Raw genomic sequence first — 20,239 nt, 5'->3', positions numbered from 1 at the left:
AACGATGCAATCGGGCAAACAGGACATCGGCTCGAAGTTAGATTAGGGTAACCGCAGGTCAGAGGCTTGCGCGTCGACTCGATAACGAATTCTGTGATTTCGCAGGCAGTGGGCCCGGGTTAACCGTCGGCTTGCCTGGTCAGCCGCTTGGGGGACCGCTTTTCGGGGGTTCCGGGTGGCGGAGCCCCCGGCCCGGGGCGAAGCACCGGAGCAACACAGCCCCACTTGAGTGCGTCCGTAACCTGTTCGGGTGGCCGATACCGCTCAGCCGACCGTCACGCCTCCGTCGTCGCCCTCGGGCGGCCCGCCCAGGCGGTACGTCGGCCGGATCGCCCTCGCGCTCGGGCTGGTGGTCATCGGCGTGATCCTGCTCGTCACCATCGGTGTCCGGAATCCCGACGCGCCCGCCGCGGCCCCGCCGGTGCAGCCGGCGCTCGCCATCCCCGAACAGCGTCCGCAGCCCGGTGCCGAAGCGCCGCGGGCCGGGCTCGCCGCGCCGGTCGACCGGCCGCAGGTGTCCGACCGCGTCGAGCTGGACGCGTGGGCGACCCGGGTCGCGGACAAGACGCACGTCCCGGCGCGCGTGCTCTCGGCGTACGGCCGGGCGGAGATGTGGATGCAGCGGCAGAAGCCGACGTGCCACCTCTCGTGGGCGACGCTCGCGGGCATCGGCCGGGTCGAGACCGAACGCGGCGAGTTCGACCTCGCGGCGATCGGCGCGGACGGCCGGGTGGCGAAGCCGGTGGTCGGCCCGCCGCTGGACGGCTCGCCGGGTGTCCCGGCGGTGCGCGATTCCGACGGCGGCAAGCTCGACGGCGACAAAACGTGGGACCACCTGATCGGCCCGATGCAGTTCCTGCCGTCGACGTGGAAGAAGCACCAGGAGCGCGCGAACGGTGACGGCGGTGCGCCGGACCCGCAGAACATCGACGACGCGGCCTTCACGGCGGCGCGGTTCCTGTGTTCCGGGGGCGACGACCTCGGCACCCCGGCCGGCTGGTGGCGGGCGATCCTGTTCTACAACCAGGCCGTTCCCTACGGCCAGGACGTCTTCAGCGCGGCGGACGCCTACGCGGAGGCGAGCGTCGCGCCCTGAGTCACAGCTCGCGGTCGGCGACGAACGGCGTGACGGCCATCAGCACCAGCAGCAGCAGCCCGGCGTACGCGCCCAGCGTGACGAAGATCGACATCGTGGTTCCTCCCTGTTCGGTCTGGAACCAGCTTCGCCGGACGAGGGGGTCCGGGACATCGGTCGAGGGGCCCGGCTTGCTCGGCCGAACGGCCGAGGACCCCCGGGCCGTTCGGCCCTGGTCAGGGTTCGCGCAGCGCGATGTGGGCCTTGACCTCGCTGATCGCTTCGAGGTACTCGGGCACCGGGTGCATCGCCGAGGCGATCTTCATCTGCGCCAGCGCCTCGACGAACCGGCCCAGCCGCTGCAGCGTCCGGCCCAGGATGAACCGGGCGTAGTGGTCCGTCGGGTCCAGTTCCAGCACCCGGGTGAACGCCTCTTCGGCGCGCCGCAGCTGGGCGGAGTGGAAGTACGCGCGCCCGGCCAGCAGGTGCACCGACGGTTTGTCCGTTTCGGATTCCAGCAGGGGCTGCAGGGCCTTCAGCGCGTCGAGCGGACGACGGCGGCCGACCAGGTCTTCGGCCTGGCGGAAGGCATGGAACCGCGACTCTTCGGGAGGCTGCGAAGCAGCTGCGGCGTCCGTCATGGTCACTCCCACGTTACCCCGGAGGAGGGGGTTGCACACGCCTCCGAACGGGACGTGATGGACTGTGCCGCCATGAGCAGCCCGTACCGGGGCCTGGCGCCCTACCTGTACTACGCCGACGCCACCGAGGCGCTCGCCTGGCTGACCAGGGTCTTCGGGTTCACCGAAGAGGTCCGGTTCTGCGACGGCGCCGGCGAGGTGTTCCAGGCGACGCTGCGCGCGGGCGAAGCGCGGATCCAGCTCGCCGGGGTCGGGCCGGACTACTGGCAGGCCAAGGGCGTCGACGGCCCGGTCGGCCAGCTCAACATCCTCTACGTCGACGACGTGGACGCCGCCTACGCGCGGATCGAGGCCGCCCTCGGGGACGAGTGCGAGCTGGAGCCGCCGCAGGACCAGCCGTACGGCGCCCGGGTGTTCACCGTCGCCGATCTCGGGGGCAACAGCTGGACGTTCTGGCAGCAGACGTCCGAGGTCGTCGAGCTGCCGCCCGGCTGGCAGGAGGTGCGCGCGGGCGGTGAGTCCTCCAACGGGTGAACTGCGGCGACGGCTAGGCTGGGCGCGTCATCGCAGGCAAGACGCACCGAGGAGCATGGCGTGGCTCTCATCGAGCAGGTAGGCGCGCGCGAGATTCTGGACTCGCGCGGCAACCCGACGGTCGAGGTGGAGGTGGCTCTCGACGACGGCACCCTGGCGCGGGCCGCGGTCCCGTCGGGGGCGTCGACCGGTGAGCACGAAGCGGTCGAGCTGCGTGACGGCGACACCGGCCGCTACAACGGCAAGGGCGTCGAGCGCGCGGTCGCCGCGGTGCTCGACGAGATCGGCCCGGAGATGGTCGGCATCGAGGCCGTCGACCAGCGGATCGTCGACCAGAAGCTGGTCGACCTCGACGGCACGCCGGCGAAGTCCCGCCTCGGCGCGAACGCCATCCTCGGCGTCTCGCTGGCCGTCGCGAAGGCCGCCGCCGAGTCGGCCGAGCTGGAGCTCTTCCGCTACCTGGGCGGGCCGAACGCGCACGTGCTGCCGGTGCCGATGCTGAACATCCTCAACGGTGGTTCGCACGCCGACAGCAACGTCGACGTCCAGGAGTTCATGATCGCGCCGATCGGCGCCGAGACCTTCCGCGAGGCCCTGCGCTGGGGCACCGAGGTCTACCACTCGCTGAAGTCGGTGCTGAAGGGCCGCGGCCTGTCGACCGGTCTCGGCGACGAAGGCGGCTTCGCGCCCAACCTCGGCAACAACCGTGAGGCGCTCGACCTGATCCTGCAGGCCATCGAGAAGGCCGGCTACACCCCGGGCCGCGACGTCGCGCTGGCCCTCGACGTCGCCGCGACGGAGTTCTTCTCCGACGGCGTGTACACCTTCGAGGGCGCGAAGAAGAGCGCCGAGCAGATGTCGGCCTACTACGCCGAACTGCTGGCGAACTACCCGCTGGTGTCGATCGAAGACCCGCTGAGCGAGGACGACTGGGACGGCTGGGTCACCCTGACCGCCGAGGTCGGCGAGAAGGTCCAGATCGTCGGCGACGACCTGTTCGTCACCAACCCGGACCGCCTGGAGGAGGGCATCACCCGCCGCGCCGCCAACGCGCTGCTGGTGAAGGTCAACCAGATCGGCACCCTGTCCGAGACGCTCGACGCGATCTCGCTGGCCACGTCGTTCGGCTACAAGTCGATGATGAGCCACCGCTCGGGCGAGACCGAGGACACGTTCATCGCGGACCTGGCCGTCGCCACCGGCGTCGGCCAGATCAAGACCGGGGCCCCGGCCCGCGGCGAGCGGATCGCCAAGTACAACCAGCTGCTGCGCATCGAGGAGACCCTCGGTGACGCCGCCCGGTACGCCGGCGAGCTGGCCTTCCCGCGGTTCACCGCCGAGGCCTGACGCCGATGGCGGACCGGGGGAGGACACGTGGCCGCCGCGGCGGTGGCGGCGGTTCGGCGCGGGTCGGCGGACCCGCGCGGACCCGCCGCCCGGAGGCCGGTCGTGCGGGGAGCCCGGGATCCCGGTCGCCCCGGACCGACGGCACCGCGGCGGCGCGCCGCCGCACCGGCGACGCGGAGACCACCAGGGCCCGGCTGCGCCGGGGCCTGGCGGCGAAGCGGGCCTCAGGCGCGGCGAAGGTGCTCGGCATGTCCACCACCCGCCGCGCGGCGGTGGTGGCGATCGTGGTGTGCGCGCTGGCGTTCACCATCGCCGTGCCCCTGCGCACGTACCTCTCCCAGCGGACCGAGGTCCGCGAACAGCAGGCGCAGCAGGCCCAGCTGCAGCAGGAGGTCGCTCAGCTCCAAGGCCGTAAGGCGGAGCTGAGCGACCCGGCGCAGATCGAGGCCGAGGCGCGCCGGCGGCTGCGGTACGTGAAGCCCGGCGAGACGCCGTACATCGTCCAGCTGCCGGAGGACAAGGCGCCGGACGCGGCCCCGCCGGCCGGGCAGCAGCAGGTCGCGGGCAGCTCCTGGTACGAGAACCTGTGGAACCAGGTCTCGGGCGGCTGAGGGGCACGCTCTAACCTGGACCGCGTGAACAGCACGCAGCAGCACCGGTTCGAGCCCGTCACCGACGCCGACCGCGAGATCATCGCGGAGCAGCTCGGACGGCCGCCGCGAGCGCTGCGCGCGATCGCCGCGCGGTGCCCGAGCGGTCACCCGTCCGTGGTGCAGACCAGCCCGCGGCTGGAGAACGGCACCCCGTTCCCGACGCTCTACTACCTGACCTGCCCGAAGCTCAATTCGATGATCGGCACCATCGAGGCGTCCGGGATCATGAAGGAGATGACGGAGCGGCTCACCACCGATCCCGAGCTCGCCGCGCAGTACCAGCGCACCCACGAGGCCTACCTCGCCGAGCGGGACGCGATCGAGCCGCTGGGGCACCAGGTCACCGCCGGGGGCATGCCGGGCCGCGTCAAGTGCCTGCACGTGCACGTCGCCCACACGCTGGCCGTCGGCCCGGGCGTGAATCCGTTCGGTGACGAGACGCTGGCGCTGCTTAAGGCCAACGGGTGGCCGATGGGGGACTGCGCCGCGTAACACTCGCGTGCTGTGAACAGATAACTGGTCTGGGTGAGCGAAAAGCTCGATTCCGACTCTCGATGGGCTGAAACCTCGCCGCGCTTGCGGCAGGCTGTGTCCCGACAGCGGCGATCGATCCGGCCAGGAGGGCTCTGAACATGCGCGTGCGGCGGCTGCCAGACGCAGTCGGCAGCTACACGCGAAGATTCGGGATCCGCCACCGCACCGCGTACCCGCTGATCACCGGCATCCTGGCCGTGATCCCGGCGCTGGTCGCCGGCGGGGGCACCCTCGGCTGGCTCGGCGGCACCGGTGAGCACACCCGCGACGCCGCCCTCGCCCAGGGCTATGACCCCGGCAACGCCGCCCTCCAGCAGATCGCCGTCGACGGCACCCTCCCCGGCAGCGTCAGCCCGGAGCCGCTCCCGGCGTACGAGCTCCCCGACGGCCCGCTCGGCATCCCGGCCACCGCGCTCAAGGCGTACCAGAACGCCGCCGACATCCTCGGCCGCGAGCAGCCCGCGTGTCACATCGACTGGGCCCTGATCGCCAGCATCGGCCGGATCGAGTCGAACCACGCGCGCGGCGGGTACGTCGACGCGAACGGGACCACCCGGGAGCCGATCCTCGGCCCGCAGCTCAACGGCCAGGGCAACTTCGCCGCCATCCCGGACACCGACCAGGGCCTGCTCGACACCGACCCGGTGTGGGACCGCGCGGTCGGCCCGACCCAGTTCATCCCGGGCACCTGGCGGGGCTACGCCTCCGACGGCAACGGCGACGGCAAGTCCGACCCGAACAACATCTTCGACGCGGCCCTGGCCACCGGCCGCTACCTGTGCTCCGGTGGGTTCGACCTGGCCGAGCCGGACCAGCTGCGCGGGGCGATCTACCGGTACAACAACTCCGACACGTACGTGAACACGGTGATCCTGTGGGCGGACGCCTACCGCAACGGGATCATGCAGGTGCCGGACAGCACGGTGCCGGTCGGTGCCCCGAACGCGGCGGCGCTGCCCGCGCCGCCGCCGATCCCGCCCCCGCCGGTCCCCTCGACGACTTCTCCGGCGGCCCCGCCGACCACGAGCACGCCGCCGGCCACGTCGTCGTCCACGTGCGTCCCGCCGACGACGACGGTCACCACGACGACGGTCACCAGCGTCACGACCGAGCCGTCGCCGACCCCGACCGGCACCGGCGACCCGAGCCCGAGTCCGACGACGACGAAGACCCCCAGTCCCACCTGCGGTCAGACGGTCACCTCGGTCACCACGTCGACCACCCCGACGACCACGACCGTCGGGACGACGACACCCGCCGGTTAGGGTGATCGCATGCCTCGTGTTGCCGCGATCGACTGTGGGACCAACTCCATCCGCCTGCTCGTCGCCGAGCTGACGCCGCGCCACGACGGCACGGTCGACCTGCGCGACCTGCACCGCGAAATGCGGATCGTCCGGCTCGGCCAGGGTGTCGACGCCACCGGCGAGCTCGCCCCCGAGGCCCTCGAACGCACCCGCGTGGCGCTCGCCGACTACACGATCGCCGCGCGGCGCAAGGGTGTCGAGAAGGTCCGCATGGTCGCGACCTCGGCGACCCGTGACGCGAAGAACCGCGACGACTTCTTCCGGATGACCCGCGAGACCCTCGGCGTCGAGGCCGAGGTGATCACCGGCGACGAGGAGGCGCGGTTGTCGTTCACCGGCGCGGTGGGCGAGCAGGACCCGGACGACGGCCCGTTCGTGGTGGTCGACGTCGGCGGCGGCTCGACGGAGCTGGTCCTCGGCACCTGGGACGGACGGCGGGCCGAGGTGCTCGCGGCGAAGTCGGTCGACATCGGCTGCGTCCGCATCACCGAGCGCGCGCTCAAGAGCGACCCGCCGACCGCGGAGGAGATCGCCGCCGCCCGCGACCTGGCCGGGAAGGTGCTGACGGACGCGTTCGACGTCGTCGACGTCGCCCGCGCCCGCACGTGGATCGGCGTCGCGGGCACGGTGACCACGCTGTCGGCGATCGCGCTGGGGCTCCCGGAGTACGACAGCGACCGCGTGCACCTGTCCAAGCTCGGCGCGGCGGACATCGATCGCCTCGCCTCGGACCTGCTGCACAGCGACCACGCGACCCGGGCGGCCAACCCGGTGATCCACCCCGGCCGCGTCGACGTGATCGGCGGCGGCGCGGTAGTGGTCCAGACCCTCGCCGAGCAGCTCGCGGCCCGCGGCGGCCCGACCGAGCTGATCGTCAGCGAACACGACATCCTCGACGGCATCGCCCTCTCCCTCGCCTGACCCCGTGATTGAAGGGTCGACACCCGTGACTGAAGGGTCGACACGCGTGATTGAAGGGTCGACACGGCCGAGCCACGCCGTGTCGACTTCCCAATCACGGGTGTCGACCCTCTGATCACGCGTGTCGGCTTTTCGGGCACGTGGCTTCAGCGGTGTTCCGGCTGACCGACCGTTCGGCCGCCCCAAAGGGCTTGTGGCGCAACCGAACCGTGGGTGAGCGGGTGATGACCTGCTGTCCGCGCTGGGCCGTCCGGAGTATCCGGATTCCTACGTTGGTTGTGCTCCAACCAGGTGGTCCCGACGACCGTCACACATTTGCAACACCGCAGTCCTGTGATCAGCTTCACCGGCCCCGATAGCGTGCGTCTCACCTTTCGGACACACCGGATATGGAGGGGATCATGCGTCGTTCGCGCAGGCTCTGGGGACCCACGGTGGTGATGACCTCGCTGGCGCTCGCGCTCACCGCGTGCGGCGGTGGCTCGGGCAGCTCCACGGGGGCCGGCGAGACGGACCCCGACGGCACGGTCAGCGTCTACGGCACCGAACCGCAGAACGCGCTGGTCCCGACCAACATCAACGACCTCGGCGGCACCAAGGCGGTCCAGCCGATGTTCGCCACGCTGGTCGGCTTCAAGGGTGCGGACGCCAAGCCCTTCAACCTGATGGCGGACTCGATCACCACGACCGACTCCAAGGTCTACGACATCAAGATCAAGCAGGGCTGGAAGTTCCACGACGGCACCGAGGTGAAGGCGCACAACTTCATCGACGCCTGGAACTACGGCGCCTACGCGCCGAACGGCCAGCTCAACACCGACTTCTTCTCGAACATCCAGGGGTACAAGGACGTCCACCCCGAGGACGAGAACGCCAAGCCGGCCACCGACAAGATGTCCGGGCTGGTCGCGAAGGGCGACTACGAGTTCCAGGTGACGCTCAACGCGCCCTTCTCCGTCTTCGACATCAAGGTCGGCTACCAGGCCTTCGCGCCGCTGCCCGACTCCTTCTTCAAGGACCCCAAGGCCTTCGAGCAGCACCCGATCGGCAACGGCCCGCTCAAGTTCGTCTCGCGGACGCCCAACCAGGACATCAAGCTCACCCGGTTCGACGACTACAAGGGTGACGACAAGGTCAAGTTCAAGAACCTCGACATCAAGATCTACTCCAGCCAGGAGACCGCCTACCAGGACCTGCTGAGCGGGCGGCTCGACTTCATGGAGGCGCTGCCGCCGTCGGCCGTCGCCGGCGGCAAGTACAAGAACGACCTCGGCGACCGGCTGGTCACCGGCCACCTGCTCGGGATCAGCACCATCGCCGTCCCGTACTACGTGCCGGGCTACAACAACCTCGAGCTGCGCAAGGCCATCTCGATGGCGATCGACCGCGCGCAGATCACCAAGACCGTCATGAACGACACCTACGTGCCGGCCGACGGCTACATCTCGCAGGGCATCCCGGGCGCGCGGCCCGGCGTGTGCCAGTTCTGCAAGTACGACCCGGCGGCGGCCAAGGAAGCCTTCGCGAAGTCGGGCTTCAAGGGCAAGCTGACCATCGCGTCCAACGCGGACGGTGGCCGCAAGGAGCCGCTGGTCGCGGCGTGCAACAGCATCAAGAACACCCTCGGCGTCGAGTGCGACTTCGTGCCCGCGACCGACTTCGGCCAGTGGCGCAGCATCGTCACCGGTCACAAGCTGACCGGCATGGGCCGGTCGGACTGGTCGGCGGACTACCCGTCCATCGAGGACTTCCTCAACCCGATCTACAAGACCGGCGGCTCCTCGAACGACTCGACGTACTCGAACCCGCAGGTCGACGCGCTGCTCGAGCAGGCGGACGCCACCGCCGACAAGGACGCCGCGGTCAAGCTGTACCAGCAGGCCGAGGACCTGATCGCGAAGGACCTGCCGTCGATCCCGACCTGGGACGAGAAGGGTGTCGCGGCGAAGTCGAAGAACCTCAAGACGGCGGCCCTGGACTTCCGGCGGATGCCGGACTACCCGTCCATCGAGGTCCTGAAGAAGTAGCTGCGGCTCCCACCACCACGCCGTCGTGAGTGGTAACGCGGTTTCTTTCCCGCCTTACCACTCACGACGGCCGGCGCGCACTAGGAACACTTGATGACCCGCTACGTCCTGCGACGGCTGCTCCAGCTGATCCCGGTGTTCTTCGGCACCACGTTCCTCATCTACGTCCTGGTCTGGGCGGTTCCCGGCGACCCGTTCTCCGGCAAGTGCGGCCAGGCCGCCTGCCCGGCGTCCTACGTCGCCCAGATGACCGAGAAGTTCCACCTGAACGACAACATCTTCGTCCAGTACTTCAAGTACCTCGGCAGCCTGTTCACCGGCGACTGGGGCGAAACCTTCAACGGCACGTCCGTCGGCGATCTGATCGCCACGTCCTACCCGATCACGCTGCGCCTGGCCGTGATCGCCGTGGTCATCGAAGCGGTCATCGGGCTCACCGCCGGCGTGCTGACCGGCCTGCGCGGCAAGGGTTTCCTCGACAACCTGGTGCTGGTCTCGACCACGTTCCTGATCTCGCTGCCGGTGTTCGTCACCGCGATCGTGCTGCAGCTCGCCCTGGGCAGCAACGGCCTCGGCTGGATCGAAGCGAGCGTGTCGGACAACCCGAGCGTCGGCGAGCTCATCGTGCCCGGCATCGCGCTCGGCAGCCTGTCCATGGCGTACGTGGCCCGGCTGGCGAGAACGAGCATCGCCGAGAACCGCCGCGCCGACTACGTCCGGACGGCGATCGCGAAGGGCCAGCCGCAGAGCCGGGTCGTGCTCGTCCACCTGCTGCGCAACTCGGTGATCCCGGTGCTGACGTTCCTCGGCACCGACCTCGGCGCCCTGATGGGCGGCGCGATCGTCACCGAAGGCGTGTTCAACATCAACGGCCTCGGCGGGCTCATCTTCCGCGGCATCCAGAACCGGGAGAGCGCCACCGTCGTCGGCGTGGTCGTCCTGCTGGTGCTGGTGTACCTGCTGATGAGCCTGGTCGTCGACCTGCTGTACGCCGTTCTCGACCCGAGGATCCGCTATGACTGACCCGAACCTGGTGGGCGGCGGCGGGGCCGACGCGGCCGAACTGTCCCGTGTGGACGATTCCGCCGCCGGCCCGCAGAAACCCCGCAGCCTGTGGAGCGACGCCTGGCGGCAGCTGCGGCGCAAGCCGGCGGTGCTCGCCTCGGCGGTGATCATCCTGTTCATCGTGCTGATCGCGATCGCGCCCGGTCTGTTCAGCTCGCGCGACGCGGGCTTCAGCGACCTCGCGCACGCGAACGAGGGCCCGTCCGCGGACGCCTGGTTCGGCTACGACAACCAGGGCCAGGACGTCTACGCCCGCACCATCTACGGCACCCGCGCGTCGGTGCTGGTCGGGCTGTTCTCCACGCTGGTGACCGTGCTCCTCGGCTCGGTGATCGGCATCATCGCCGGCTACTACGGCCGGCTCGTCGACAGCCTGCTCTCGCGGTTCGGCGACATCTTCGCCGGCCTGCCGTTCGTGCTCGGCGCGATCGTCATCCTGACGACGTTCAACGCGCCCGGCTCGAACCCCGGCGCGGTCACCATCATCGTCCAGGTGGTCTGCTCGATCGCGGTGCTGAGCTGGCCGGTGGGGATGCGGATCATGCGCTCGGCGACGCTGGTGGCCAAGCAGCTCGACTACGTCAAGGCCGCGCGCGGCCTCGGCGCGAGCACCCCGCGGATCATCTTCCGGCACCTGCTGCCGAACACGATCGCGCCGGTGCTGGTGTACGCCACCATCGCCCTCGGCGCGTTCATCGGCGCCGAAGCGACGCTGGCCTACCTCGGCATCGGCGTGCGGGCCCCGGTGATCTCGTGGGGCGTGCTGATCGCCGACTCGCGGGACTACTTCCGGAACGACCCGCACATGCTGCTGTTCCCCGGCGCCTTCGTCACCCTGACCGTGCTGGCCTTCGTGATGCTGGGTGACGGCATCCGCGACGCGCTCGATCCGAAGTCGAGGTAAGTCCTTGTCCGACAACGAACTCCTGCTCGAAGTCGAAGACCTGCACGTCGAGTTCCGGACGGCCGACGGCGTGGCCAACGTGCTCAACGGCGTCGGCTATTCGGTGCACGCGGGCGAAACGCTGGCCGTCCTCGGCGAATCCGGTTCCGGGAAGAGCGTCACCGCCCAGACGGTGATGGGCATCCTCGACATGCCGCCCGGCGTGATCACCGCGGGCGCCGTGCGCTGGCGCGGGGAGGACCTGCTGACCGCGTCCGAGGACCGCCGCCGCGAGGTGCGCGGCAGCGAGATCGCGATGATCTTCCAGGACGCGCTGTCCGCGCTCAACCCGGTGTTCACCGTGGGCTTCCAGATCGAGGAGCAGCTGCGCGTCCGGCTCGGCATGTCCAAGAAGGACGCTCGCAAGCGGGCGATCGAACTGCTCGACACCGTCCGCATCCCGGCCGCCGAACGCCGGATCAAGGACTACCCGCACCAGTTCTCCGGCGGCATGCGCCAGCGCGCGATGATCGCGATGTCGCTGGCGCTGGACCCGGACCTGCTCATCGCCGACGAGCCGACCACCGCCCTCGACGTCACCGTGCAGGCCCAGATCATGGACCTGCTGGAGGAGATCCAGGCCGAACGCAAGATGGGCCTCGTCCTGATCACCCACGACCTCGGCGTGGTGGCCGAGGTCGCCGACCGGATCGCGGTGATGTACGCGGGCCGGATCGTCGAGCAGGCCGACGCCGTCGAGCTGTTCCGCGCGCCGGCCCACCCGTACACCGCCGCGCTGATGGACTCCCTGCCCCGGCTCGACCTCAAAGGACAGACCCTGGAAACCATCAAGGGCCTGCCGCCCAGCCTCCTGGACATCCCGCCCGGCTGCCCGTTCCACCCGCGGTGCAAACGGGCCGAAGCGAAGTGTTCGGAAGAGGTCCCGCCGCAGCACGCGATCGGCTTCGGCCGCACGAGCGCGTGCCACTTCGCCGAAGAGGTGGTGAGCTCCCGTGCCTGACCCCATCCTTTCGGTCACCGACCTGAAGAAGTACTTCCCGGTGCGCACCGGGATCCTGTTCAAGCGCACGATCGGCCAGGTCAAGGCGGTCGACGGCGTCTCGTTCGACCTGATGCCGGGCGAGACGCTCGGCGTCGTCGGCGAGTCCGGCTGCGGCAAGTCGACGCTCGCCCAGGTCCTGATGCGCCTGGAGGAACCGACCGGCGGCACCGCGAAGTTCGAGGGCCGCGACATCTTCGCCATGCGCGGCGCCGAGCTGCGGAAACTGCGCCGCGAGATCCAGATCGTGCTGCAGGACCCGTACACCTCGCTCAACCCGCGGATGACGGTCGGCGACATCGTCGGCGAGCCGTTCGAGATCCACTCCGAGGTCGCCCCGAAGGGCTCGCGGGCGGGCAAGGTGCGGGAACTGCTCGAAGTGGTCGGGCTCAACCCCGAGCACCTCAACCGCTACCCGCACCAGTTCTCCGGCGGGCAGCGCCAGCGCATCGGCATCGCGCGGGCGCTCGCGCTGCGGCCCAAGGTGATCATCTGCGACGAGCCGGTGTCCGCCTTGGACGTCTCGATCCAGGCGCAGGTGATGAACCTGCTCGGCGACCTGCAGGGCGAGTTCGGCCTGTCCTACGTCTTCATCGCGCACGACCTTTCCGTGGTGCGGCACCTGTCGAACCGGGTCGCGGTGATGTACCTCGGCAAGATCGTCGAGCTCGGCACCGACGAGGAGATCTACGAACGACCGTCCCACCCGTACACCCAGGCGCTGCTGTCCGCGGTGCCGGTGGCCGACCCGGCCGTGCGCGGCCGCCGCCAGGTGATCCGGCTGACCGGCGACGTGCCGAGCCCGCTGGATCCCCCGTCCGGGTGCCGGTTCCGCACGCGCTGCTGGAAGGCCGAGGACCGGTGCGCGACGGAGGTGCCGGAGCTGGTGCCCAGGACCGACGGGCACTTGTCAGCTTGTCACTTCGCCGAGCAGAAGTCGGTTGTTCCGTAACAGACGTTTGGCCGTTGTACGCGCATTGTCCGATCTATACGGTGCAGGAACCGCTTTCCGCGAGGAGGAGAAACGTGAAGAGACCCAGGCTTCTGGCCGCGGTGCTGGCCGTGCCGCTGTTCGGCGCGGTGTCCGCCGTCGCGGTCCCGGCCGCGTCGGCGCAGCCCGCGCTGTCCGGTCCGGCGACCGAGTTCACCGTGCTCGCCAAGGACGTCCAGAGCATCGGCAGCGCCCAGCAGGCGATCAAGGCCGCGGGCGGCACGGTCCTGGAGACCAACACCGCGGTCGGCCTGATCAGGGCCAGCGCGCCGGCCACCGGCTTCACCGAGCGGGTGGCCACGAACCGCGCGGTGTTCGGTGCCGCCAAGGCCCAGTCCATCGGTTCGGTGCCGCGGACGGGCAAGAAGACCAAGGGTGACGCCGGCGTCGAGAAGGAAGGCCGCGGCGGCGCCGCTTCGAAGAAGGCCGCGGCGAACAAGGCCGTCGGGATGGACCCGCTGGACGACCAGCTCTGGGGCCTCAAGTCCGTCCGGTCGGACCTCTCGCGAACCAAGCAGGCCGGCAGCAAGCAGGTCAAGGTCGGCGTCATCGACACCGGCATCGACGGCACGCACCCGGACATCGCGCCGAACTTCGACCTGGCCGACTCGCGCAACTTCACCCGCGACATCCCGACCGACGTCAACGGCGCCGAAGTGGACGGACCGTGTGAGTTCCGCGGCTGCGTCGACCCGGCCAACCACGACGACGGCGGCCACGGCACGCACGTCGCCGGCACCATCGCCGCCGCGGCCAACGGCTTCGGCGTCTCCGGTGTCGCACCGAACGTGACGCTGGTGAACATCCGCGCCGGCCAGGACTCGGGTTACTTCTTCCTGCAGCCGACCGTCGACGCGATCACCTACGCCGGTGACGCGGGCATCGACGTCGTCAACATGTCGTTCTACACGGACCCGTGGCTGTACAACTGCACGGCGAACCCGGCGGACTCGCCCGCCGAGCAGGCCGAGCAGCGCACGATCATCGAGGCGACCCAGCGCGCGCTGAACTACGCGCACCGCAAGGGCGTCACGATGCTGGTCGCGCTGGGCAACCAGCACACCGACCTGGGCGCGCCGCAGCCGGACACCACGAGCCCGGACTACCCGGCCAACAGCACCCACCCGCGCACGGTGGACAACTCGACCTGCCTCAACCTGCCGGTCGAGGGCAACCACACGATCGGCGTGAGCGCGTTCGGACCGTCCCAGAAGAAGGCGGACTACTCGAACTACGGGCTCGAGCAGATCTCGGTCTCGGCTCCGGGCGGCTTCTTCCGCGACTACTTCGGCTCCCCGTGGTACCGGACCGTCGAGAACGAGATCCTTTCGACGTACCCGAAGAACGTGGGGATCGCCGAGGGCAACATCGACGCGGACGGCAACATCACGCCGGACGGCGTCACCGCGGGTGTCAAGAAGGCGACGGCGGCCGACGGCCGGGTCGGCTACTACCAGTGGCTGCAGGGCACGTCGATGGCCACCCCGCACGCCACCGGCGTCGCGGCGCTGATCATCTCGCAGTACGGCAAGAAGTCCCACGGCGAGTTCGGGATGGACCCGGACCAGGTCCAGCGCGTCCTCGAGGGCACGGCGGCGAAGATCGCCTGCCCGGTCCCGCGCACGGTGGACTACCTGAAGGAGGGCCGCGACGCGACGTTCACGGCCACCTGTGAGGGCGACCCGTCGTTCAACGGCTTCTACGGCCACGGCGCGGTCGACGCCTACGCGGCGGTGACGCGCGGCTCGCAGTACCTGAAGTAGGGAATTCCGGACGAATCCGCCCCGGGAAGGCAACCTTCCCGGGGCGGTTCGCGTGTACGACGGGACCGGGGGGAGTTCCGTTGATCGTTCGTGAGCCGGCGCTGCCGGTGGACCCGAGGCTGCCGGGTGAGCCGACGGTGCTCGAGGTGGGCTGGGCGCGGCTGTGGCTGGGCAAGCGCGGGGTACGGGTGTGGCTGCCGACCCGGCTGCTCGCGCTGCGCCTGGGCGGGCGCGCGATCGGTGCCCGGGGAACACCCACTTACGCGATCGTCTTCGCGGTGCTGTGGGCGCTCAGCGGGCCGTTCTTCCACGAGGTGGACCTGCCGGGAAGGGCCGCCGGCATGGCCCTGCTCTTCGCCGCGTTCCAGGTCGTCCGCTGGCGCCGCACGCAGAGCCGCGAACAGCTCGCGGAGCGCTTGACGGGTGGCGGCGCCCCGCTGCCGCTCCGCGTGGCGGCGAAGCAGATCGGCTGGTGGTACCTGAGCTCGACGGCCTTCACGTTCGTCGGCGGGGCGGCGCTGTGCGCCGCGTCGTTCCTGACCCGGCCGCAGTTCACCTGGAAGCACTGGTACTCGCCGGCCGCCGAGATCGGCGCGCACACACTCGCGCTGGCGGTCGGCGCCGCCGCAACCGCGCTGGTGCTCGGCCGGGCGCTCCGCGCACCGGTGCTCGCGGAGGACGAGGCGTCGCGGGCGGTCGACCAGGTGCTGCGCGCCGAGGACGTCTACCGGTTCGCGCCGTGCGCCGGCTACGCCGTGCTGGCGGTGCCGGTCTTCGTCGTCGACTGGGCGATCCCCGGCTGGCTGGGGTGGTCCGCGCTCGCGTACCTGGTCACGGCCGTCGTCCTGCAGCTGCTGGGGTGGGCGGTGGTCCGCCACCGGTACCGCCGGCTGCCGCCCGGCTTCTACGGCCGCTAAACCATTCCGGCGCTTCGGGCGTGTACGGCGGGACAGGGGGAGGTTCGATGGTGGCGGAAACAGCGTGGACGACGCTCGCCGAGAGACAGGGTGCGCGGGCGTGGCTGGCCCGGCACGGCGTGACGGTGGGCGAGCCGACGCCGCTGCTCGCGGTCCGCGTCGGGGCCCGGGAGCTGGCCACGCGGTCCTATCAGGCCTTCTGGGTTCTTTCTCCCGTGGCCAACGTGGTCGCCTTGTTGCCGCCGGTCCCGGTGCTCGCGCGCTACCTGGTGGTCGCCGTGGTCTGCACCGCCTATCCGCTGCTGATGTGGCGCCGGGTGCGGCGGGCCGACCGCGCCGCCGCCCGGCTGGTTCCCCCCGGCGTCCGCCTGCCGTTCCGGGAGGCGGCCGGGCAGGTGGGCCGCTGGTACTTCGCCGCGATGGGGGTGACGTTCGGCGGCGGCGCGGTCCTGTGCGCGGTGATCGCCGCCCACCCGGTGGGCTGGGCAGCGGCCCTGGTGATCGGCGTCGCGTGCTCGGCGCTGGTCCTCGAGCGGGCCCTGCGGGCCCCGGTGCTCGCCGAGGACACGGCATCGGCGGCCGTCGACGCGGCCCTGAGGGCCTACGACACCCGGGCGTTCATGGTGCCGTTCCTGTTCACGTTCCTGCCCTGGGTCGACTTGTCCGCGGACTGGCCGTGGCCCCCGGCCCGGATCGTCCCGGTGGTGGCGTACTTCGTCCTGGCCGTGGCGGTCTACGCCCGTGCCGCGGTCGAGTTCCGGAACCGCCGGCTGCCGCCGGGCCACTACGGGACGGTGACCGCGTGACGGCGACGGTGGTGACGGAGGCGGAGCGGGCGGCCGCCGGACGCTGGCTGGTCAAGCACCGCGTCGACGTGCCGGCGATGACCGACCTGCTGGCCCTGCGCCTCGGCTTCCGCGCCGGCGCGCGGCCGCCCGGGTGGCGGCGGTGGATGGGCCTGGCGGTCCTGGTGTACGCGGCCGCCACGATCGGGTTCGCGAGCCTGACTTTCCTGCCCGCGGTCCGCGGCGCGGACCTGACGGGCAGCTCGTTCCTCTACTTCCTCCTGGTGATCCAGCAGCTCGGCTACTGGCTGCCCGCGCGGGTCCGCGATCGCCAGGCGCTGGCACGCTTCGGCACGCTCGGCGGCCCGCCGCGCACCGAGCTGACCGGCTGGTTCCTCGCCGTCCCGCTGATCACTTTCGGCGGTGGGGCCGCGCTCGCCGTGACGATCTTCGCCACGACGCCGTTCCGCACCTACGCGGCCGGCTGGCTCCTGCTGCTGGCCCTGGGTGCGGCGGTCACCACCGCGATCGTCACCGACGTCCTCCGGCGTCCGGTCATCGCGGAGGACGAGACCTCCCGGGCGGTGGACGCCGCCCTGCGGCTGTACGACCTGCTCGTGGCGATGCCCGGGATCTACGCCCTGCCGCTGCTGCTCGAAGCGCTGGTCGGCGACCACGCGCAGCCGCCGGAATGGCGTCCGTGGCTCGCCGGCTACGCCCTGCTCGCGGTGGCGGCGCAGGTCGTCGTGGGTGTCGTGCAGTGGCGGCGGCTGCGGGCCGTGCTCAGCGGTTCGACGCCTTCTTGACGAACTTCGCCAGGTCCTTCGACTGCTGCACCCGCGACGGCTCGTGGATGTACATCATGTGGCCGGCCGGGTAGTACGCCGTGTCGATGTTGTCCCGCAGCTCCTCCGGGATCTGCAGGTGGGCCAGCACGTGCTCGGCCGCGTAGTACGCCGTCGCGCCGTCGTAGTGCCCGAACGCCACGTGGACCTTCAGGTGCGGGTTCGCGCGCATCGCGGAGCTCAGCGAGTCGACCACCGACACCGAACGGCCCTCGAAGTCCGCGTACGACCACGCCTTGAACGTGTCCTCGCTGATGAGCTCGTACGGCAGGTCGTTGGCGTACCCGAGCTCCGCCCGCACGTAGTGGTTGAACGCGGCCGCGTACGCGCCGACCACGAGGGAGATCGACGGGTCGTCGCTCATGTGCTCGCGGCCGCCGTCGGGCTCCCAGTTCGTGAAGCGGCCGTCCATCCGGCCGACCACCAGGCCGCGGTCGCGCAGCAGCTCCGTGAAGAACCGGACGTGCTCGATCCGCAGGTTCACCCGGTCCACATAGGACTCGGTAAGCCCGGTCAGTGACGCCAGCGTGGCCACCGCCTCGGCCCGGTCCTGAGTGGACAGCCGAGCGCCGCGCGAAAGCACGTACGGCAGGTCCTTCGCCGCGAAGTCCTCGGCGTCGGCGAGCACGTCGTCGAGCGGGCGCTCGCCGTGCAGGCCGTGGTAGTGCGCGATCGCCGCGTACGTCGGCACGTACAGCGAGTACGGCAGGTCGTTGCCTTCCGTGAACCGCAGCGTGCCGAGGTCGAGCACCGACGAGATGAGCAGCAGGCCGTTCAGGTACAGCCCGTGCCGGTCCTGCAGGTGCGCGGCCAGCCCGGCGGCGCGCAGCGTGCCGTACGACTCGCCGGCCAGGAACTTCGGCGACAGCCAGCGCTCGTGGCGCGACACCCACAGCCGGATGATCTCGCCGACCGACTCGATGTCGCCCTTGAAGCCGTGGAAGTCCTTCGTCTCGCCGCCGTCGGACGCGCGCGAGTACCCCGTGGACACCGGGTCGATGAAGACGAGATCGCTGTGCACCAGCAGCGTCTCGGGGTTGTCGGCCAGCCCGTACGGCGGCGGCACGAGGTCGTCGACGTCGCCCGAGAGCACCCGCCGCGGCCCCAGCAGGCCCATGTGCAGCCAGATGCTCGACGAGCCGGGCCCGCCGTTGAAGGCGAAGGTCACCGGCCGCGAGCCCGGGTCGGCGTCGTCGAGGGTGTAGGAGGTGATGAACACCTCGGCCTTGGCCTTGAAGCCCTCGGACTTGCCGTCCTTGACGATCTCCTTGCGGAGGACGATCCGCCCCGCTTTCGCCGTGTACGCGAGCTTCTTCCGCTTCACCGTCAGCGTGTGCTGGGTGGTGACGATGTCATCGGTCGGCTCGGCCGCGACCTCGGTCGCTTCCGCGGCCTTCGGCTCGGTGGCCTCTTCGGGGGTGCTGTCCGCCATGGCCCCAACTTAGTCGGCGCGAACGGCGGCCTGTGGCAGGGTGACCTGGTGCACACCGAGGACTGGCCGTCGACGGTCGAGGAAGCGCTCGCCGTGCAGGAGCGGCTCCGCGGCCGGGTCGATCTCGCCGACGACTGCCCCGAGCTGCCGCCGACGGTGACCGGCCTCGACGTCGCCTACGACGGCGCCGGCGGCATCGCCGCGGCGGTCGTCACCCTCGAAACCGCCGGGCTGACCGTGGTCGAGGAGCGGACGCACCGCGCGAAGGCCGTCTTCCCGTACGAGCCGGGCCTGTTCGCCTTCCGCGAGCTGCCACCGCTGCTGGCCGCGCTCGAGCGGCTGGACCACGAGCCCGACGTCCTCGTCTGCGACGGTCACGGCCTCGCGCACCCGCGGCGCTTCGGCCTGGCCTGCCACCTCGGGGTGCTGACCGGGCGGCCGGCGTTCGGCGTCGCCAAGACGCGCTTCGTCGGCACCCACGCCGAGCCTGCGTCCGCCCGCGGATCGTCAACGGCCCTGGTCGACGCCGGCGAGGAGGTCGGCGCGGTGCTGCGGACCCGGGACGGCGTCAAACCGGTGTACGTCTCGGCCGGGCACCGGATCGACCTCGCCCACGCCTGCCGGCTGACGCTGGCCCTGACCCCGCGGTACCGCCTGCCCGAGACGACGCGGCACGCCGACCGGCTGTCCCGGGCGGCGCTGCGATGAGGTCCCTGCCCGAGCTGGACGCGGCGGTGGCCGGCTGCCGCGCCTGCCCGCGGCTGGTGGCCTGGCGCGAGGGCGTCGCGGGCACCAAGGCGGCGTTCCGCGGCGAGGACTACTGGGCGCGCCCGGTGCCGGGCTTCGGGCCGCCGGACGCGTCGCTCGCGGTCGTCGGCCTGGCGCCCTCCGCGCACGGCGCCAACCGCACCGGCCGGATGTTCACCGGCGACCCATCGGGTGATTTCCTCTTCCGCGTCCTGCACGAGGTCGGGCTCGCCTCGCAGCCGACGTCGACGGCGATCGGCGACGGCCTGGAGCTGTACGGCACCCGGCTCGTTTCGCCCGTGCGGTGCGCGCCGCCGGAGAACAAGCCGACGCCGGCCGAGCGGGACACCTGCCGCCCGTGGCTGGCCGAGGAACTGGCACTGTTACGTCCGACACTGCGGGCGATCGTGGTGCTCGGGGCGTTCGGCTGGCAGGCGTTACTGCCCGTGCTGGACGCGGCCGGCTGGGCGGTGCCGCAGCCGCGTCCGGCGTTCGCGCACGGGGCCGTCCTGGAACTGGACGACCTGCGGGTTTTCGGCTGTTATCACGTCTCGCCGCGCAATGTCCAGACACACCGCGTGACCCACGCCATGGTGGCGGACGTCTTCCGCGCCGCGACCTCGGTGACAGGGCCGAACTGAATCGTTACGGAAACCGCAGCGACGCTGGTCACAGCGGGATGGGGCCCCCGAGCGGGGTCGCGGCGAAGGTG

General features: G+C 70.8%; 20 protein-coding genes. 18 read left to right on the top strand and 2 right to left on the bottom strand.

Annotated features, from left to right (window positions below; all coding sequences use genetic code 11):
- The first annotated feature begins 349 nt into the window (after positions 1-349).
- Positions 350-1,096 carry a murein transglycosylase gene (locus ACWDN5_RS00490; protein WP_449673781.1) on the top strand — a complete coding sequence of 249 codons (747 nt, stop codon included), beginning with the start codon at positions 350-352 and terminating at the stop codon, positions 1,094-1,096.
- A gap of 215 nt (positions 1,097-1,311) precedes the next feature.
- Here ACWDN5_RS00490 and ACWDN5_RS00485 read toward each other — a convergent pair whose 3' ends face one another.
- The gene (locus ACWDN5_RS00485; RefSeq protein WP_310973829.1) at positions 1,312-1,716 is read right to left on the bottom strand and encodes a tetratricopeptide repeat protein; all 405 of its coding nucleotides are present in this window, start codon (positions 1,714-1,716) and stop codon (positions 1,312-1,314) included.
- 72 nt (positions 1,717-1,788) lie between these two features.
- Between ACWDN5_RS00485 and ACWDN5_RS00480 the strand changes: the two genes are divergently transcribed.
- From ACWDN5_RS00480 to ACWDN5_RS00410, 15 genes are all read left to right on the top strand, one after another.
- Positions 1,789-2,250 carry a VOC family protein gene (locus tag ACWDN5_RS00480; RefSeq protein ID WP_310973827.1) on the top strand — a complete coding sequence of 154 codons (462 nt, stop codon included), beginning with the start codon at positions 1,789-1,791 and terminating at the stop codon, positions 2,248-2,250.
- A 60-nt stretch (positions 2,251-2,310) separates the two neighbouring features.
- The gene (eno, locus tag ACWDN5_RS00475; protein ID WP_310973826.1) at positions 2,311-3,597 is read left to right on the top strand and encodes a phosphopyruvate hydratase; all 1,287 of its coding nucleotides are present in this window, start codon (positions 2,311-2,313) and stop codon (positions 3,595-3,597) included.
- A 248-nt stretch (positions 3,598-3,845) separates the two neighbouring features.
- Positions 3,846-4,208 carry an FtsB family cell division protein gene (locus ACWDN5_RS00470; protein ID WP_086845214.1) on the top strand — a complete coding sequence of 121 codons (363 nt, stop codon included), beginning with the start codon at positions 3,846-3,848 and terminating at the stop codon, positions 4,206-4,208.
- A gap of 24 nt (positions 4,209-4,232) precedes the next feature.
- Positions 4,233-4,742: a DUF501 domain-containing protein gene (locus ACWDN5_RS00465; RefSeq protein WP_310973824.1), complete on the top strand. Its 510-nt coding sequence runs from the start codon at positions 4,233-4,235 to the stop codon at positions 4,740-4,742.
- A gap of 140 nt (positions 4,743-4,882) precedes the next feature.
- Complete coding sequence (locus ACWDN5_RS00460) at positions 4,883-6,049, top strand: lytic transglycosylase domain-containing protein (protein ID WP_449673704.1); 1,167 nt, start codon at positions 4,883-4,885, stop codon at positions 6,047-6,049.
- 9 nt (positions 6,050-6,058) lie between these two features.
- Positions 6,059-7,012, top strand: a complete 954-nt coding sequence (locus ACWDN5_RS00455; protein WP_310973815.1) for a Ppx/GppA phosphatase family protein — start codon at positions 6,059-6,061, stop codon at positions 7,010-7,012.
- A gap of 401 nt (positions 7,013-7,413) precedes the next feature.
- Complete coding sequence (locus ACWDN5_RS00450) at positions 7,414-9,039, top strand: peptide ABC transporter substrate-binding protein (protein ID WP_310973809.1); 1,626 nt, start codon at positions 7,414-7,416, stop codon at positions 9,037-9,039.
- A 93-nt stretch (positions 9,040-9,132) separates the two neighbouring features.
- Complete coding sequence (locus ACWDN5_RS00445; RefSeq protein WP_310973804.1) at positions 9,133-10,062, top strand: ABC transporter permease; 930 nt, start codon at positions 9,133-9,135, stop codon at positions 10,060-10,062.
- Positions 10,055-11,008, top strand: coding sequence for an ABC transporter permease (locus ACWDN5_RS00440; protein WP_449673703.1), 954 nt, complete (start codon positions 10,055-10,057; stop codon positions 11,006-11,008). Before ACWDN5_RS00445 ends, ACWDN5_RS00440 begins: the two co-directional genes overlap by 8 nt.
- Positions 11,009-11,012: 4 nt before the next feature.
- Entirely contained in the window at positions 11,013-12,008 is a 996-nt protein-coding gene (locus tag ACWDN5_RS00435; protein WP_449673702.1) for an ABC transporter ATP-binding protein, read from the top strand.
- Complete coding sequence (locus ACWDN5_RS00430) at positions 12,001-12,999, top strand: ABC transporter ATP-binding protein (RefSeq protein ID WP_310973797.1); 999 nt, start codon at positions 12,001-12,003, stop codon at positions 12,997-12,999. Before ACWDN5_RS00435 ends, ACWDN5_RS00430 begins: the two co-directional genes overlap by 8 nt.
- Before the next feature lie 74 nt (positions 13,000-13,073).
- Positions 13,074-14,801, top strand: a complete 1,728-nt coding sequence (locus tag ACWDN5_RS00425) for a S8 family serine peptidase (protein WP_310973795.1) — start codon at positions 13,074-13,076, stop codon at positions 14,799-14,801.
- Positions 14,802-14,881: 80 nt separating this feature from the next.
- Complete coding sequence (locus tag ACWDN5_RS00420; protein WP_449673701.1) at positions 14,882-15,718, top strand: hypothetical protein; 837 nt, start codon at positions 14,882-14,884, stop codon at positions 15,716-15,718.
- A 47-nt stretch (positions 15,719-15,765) separates the two neighbouring features.
- Entirely contained in the window at positions 15,766-16,524 is a 759-nt protein-coding gene (locus ACWDN5_RS00415) for a hypothetical protein (RefSeq protein WP_449673700.1), read from the top strand.
- The gene (locus ACWDN5_RS00410) at positions 16,521-17,309 is read left to right on the top strand and encodes a hypothetical protein (protein WP_310973791.1); all 789 of its coding nucleotides are present in this window, start codon (positions 16,521-16,523) and stop codon (positions 17,307-17,309) included. The genes ACWDN5_RS00415 and ACWDN5_RS00410 overlap by 4 nt, the downstream gene beginning before the upstream one ends.
- On the opposite strand, the gene ACWDN5_RS00405 is transcribed toward ACWDN5_RS00410, so the two are convergent.
- Positions 17,287-18,780 (bottom strand): S10 family peptidase, encoded by a 1,494-nt coding sequence (locus ACWDN5_RS00405; RefSeq protein ID WP_449673699.1) that lies wholly within the window; start codon positions 18,778-18,780, stop codon positions 17,287-17,289. The two genes, ACWDN5_RS00410 and ACWDN5_RS00405, sit on opposite strands and share 23 nt — an antisense overlap.
- Before the next feature lie 48 nt (positions 18,781-18,828).
- Here ACWDN5_RS00405 and ACWDN5_RS00400 point away from each other — a divergent pair, with 48 nt between their 5' ends.
- Positions 18,829-19,488 (top strand): endonuclease V, encoded by a 660-nt coding sequence (locus ACWDN5_RS00400; protein WP_310973788.1) that lies wholly within the window; start codon positions 18,829-18,831, stop codon positions 19,486-19,488.
- Complete coding sequence (locus ACWDN5_RS00395) at positions 19,485-20,168, top strand: uracil-DNA glycosylase (RefSeq protein WP_449673698.1); 684 nt, start codon at positions 19,485-19,487, stop codon at positions 20,166-20,168. Before ACWDN5_RS00400 ends, ACWDN5_RS00395 begins: the two co-directional genes overlap by 4 nt.
- Positions 20,169-20,239: the final 71 nt, after the last annotated feature.

It is taken from the genome of Amycolatopsis sp. NPDC003731, from assembly GCF_053586895.1.
This window is presented reverse-complemented; position numbering and strand designations above follow the sequence as displayed.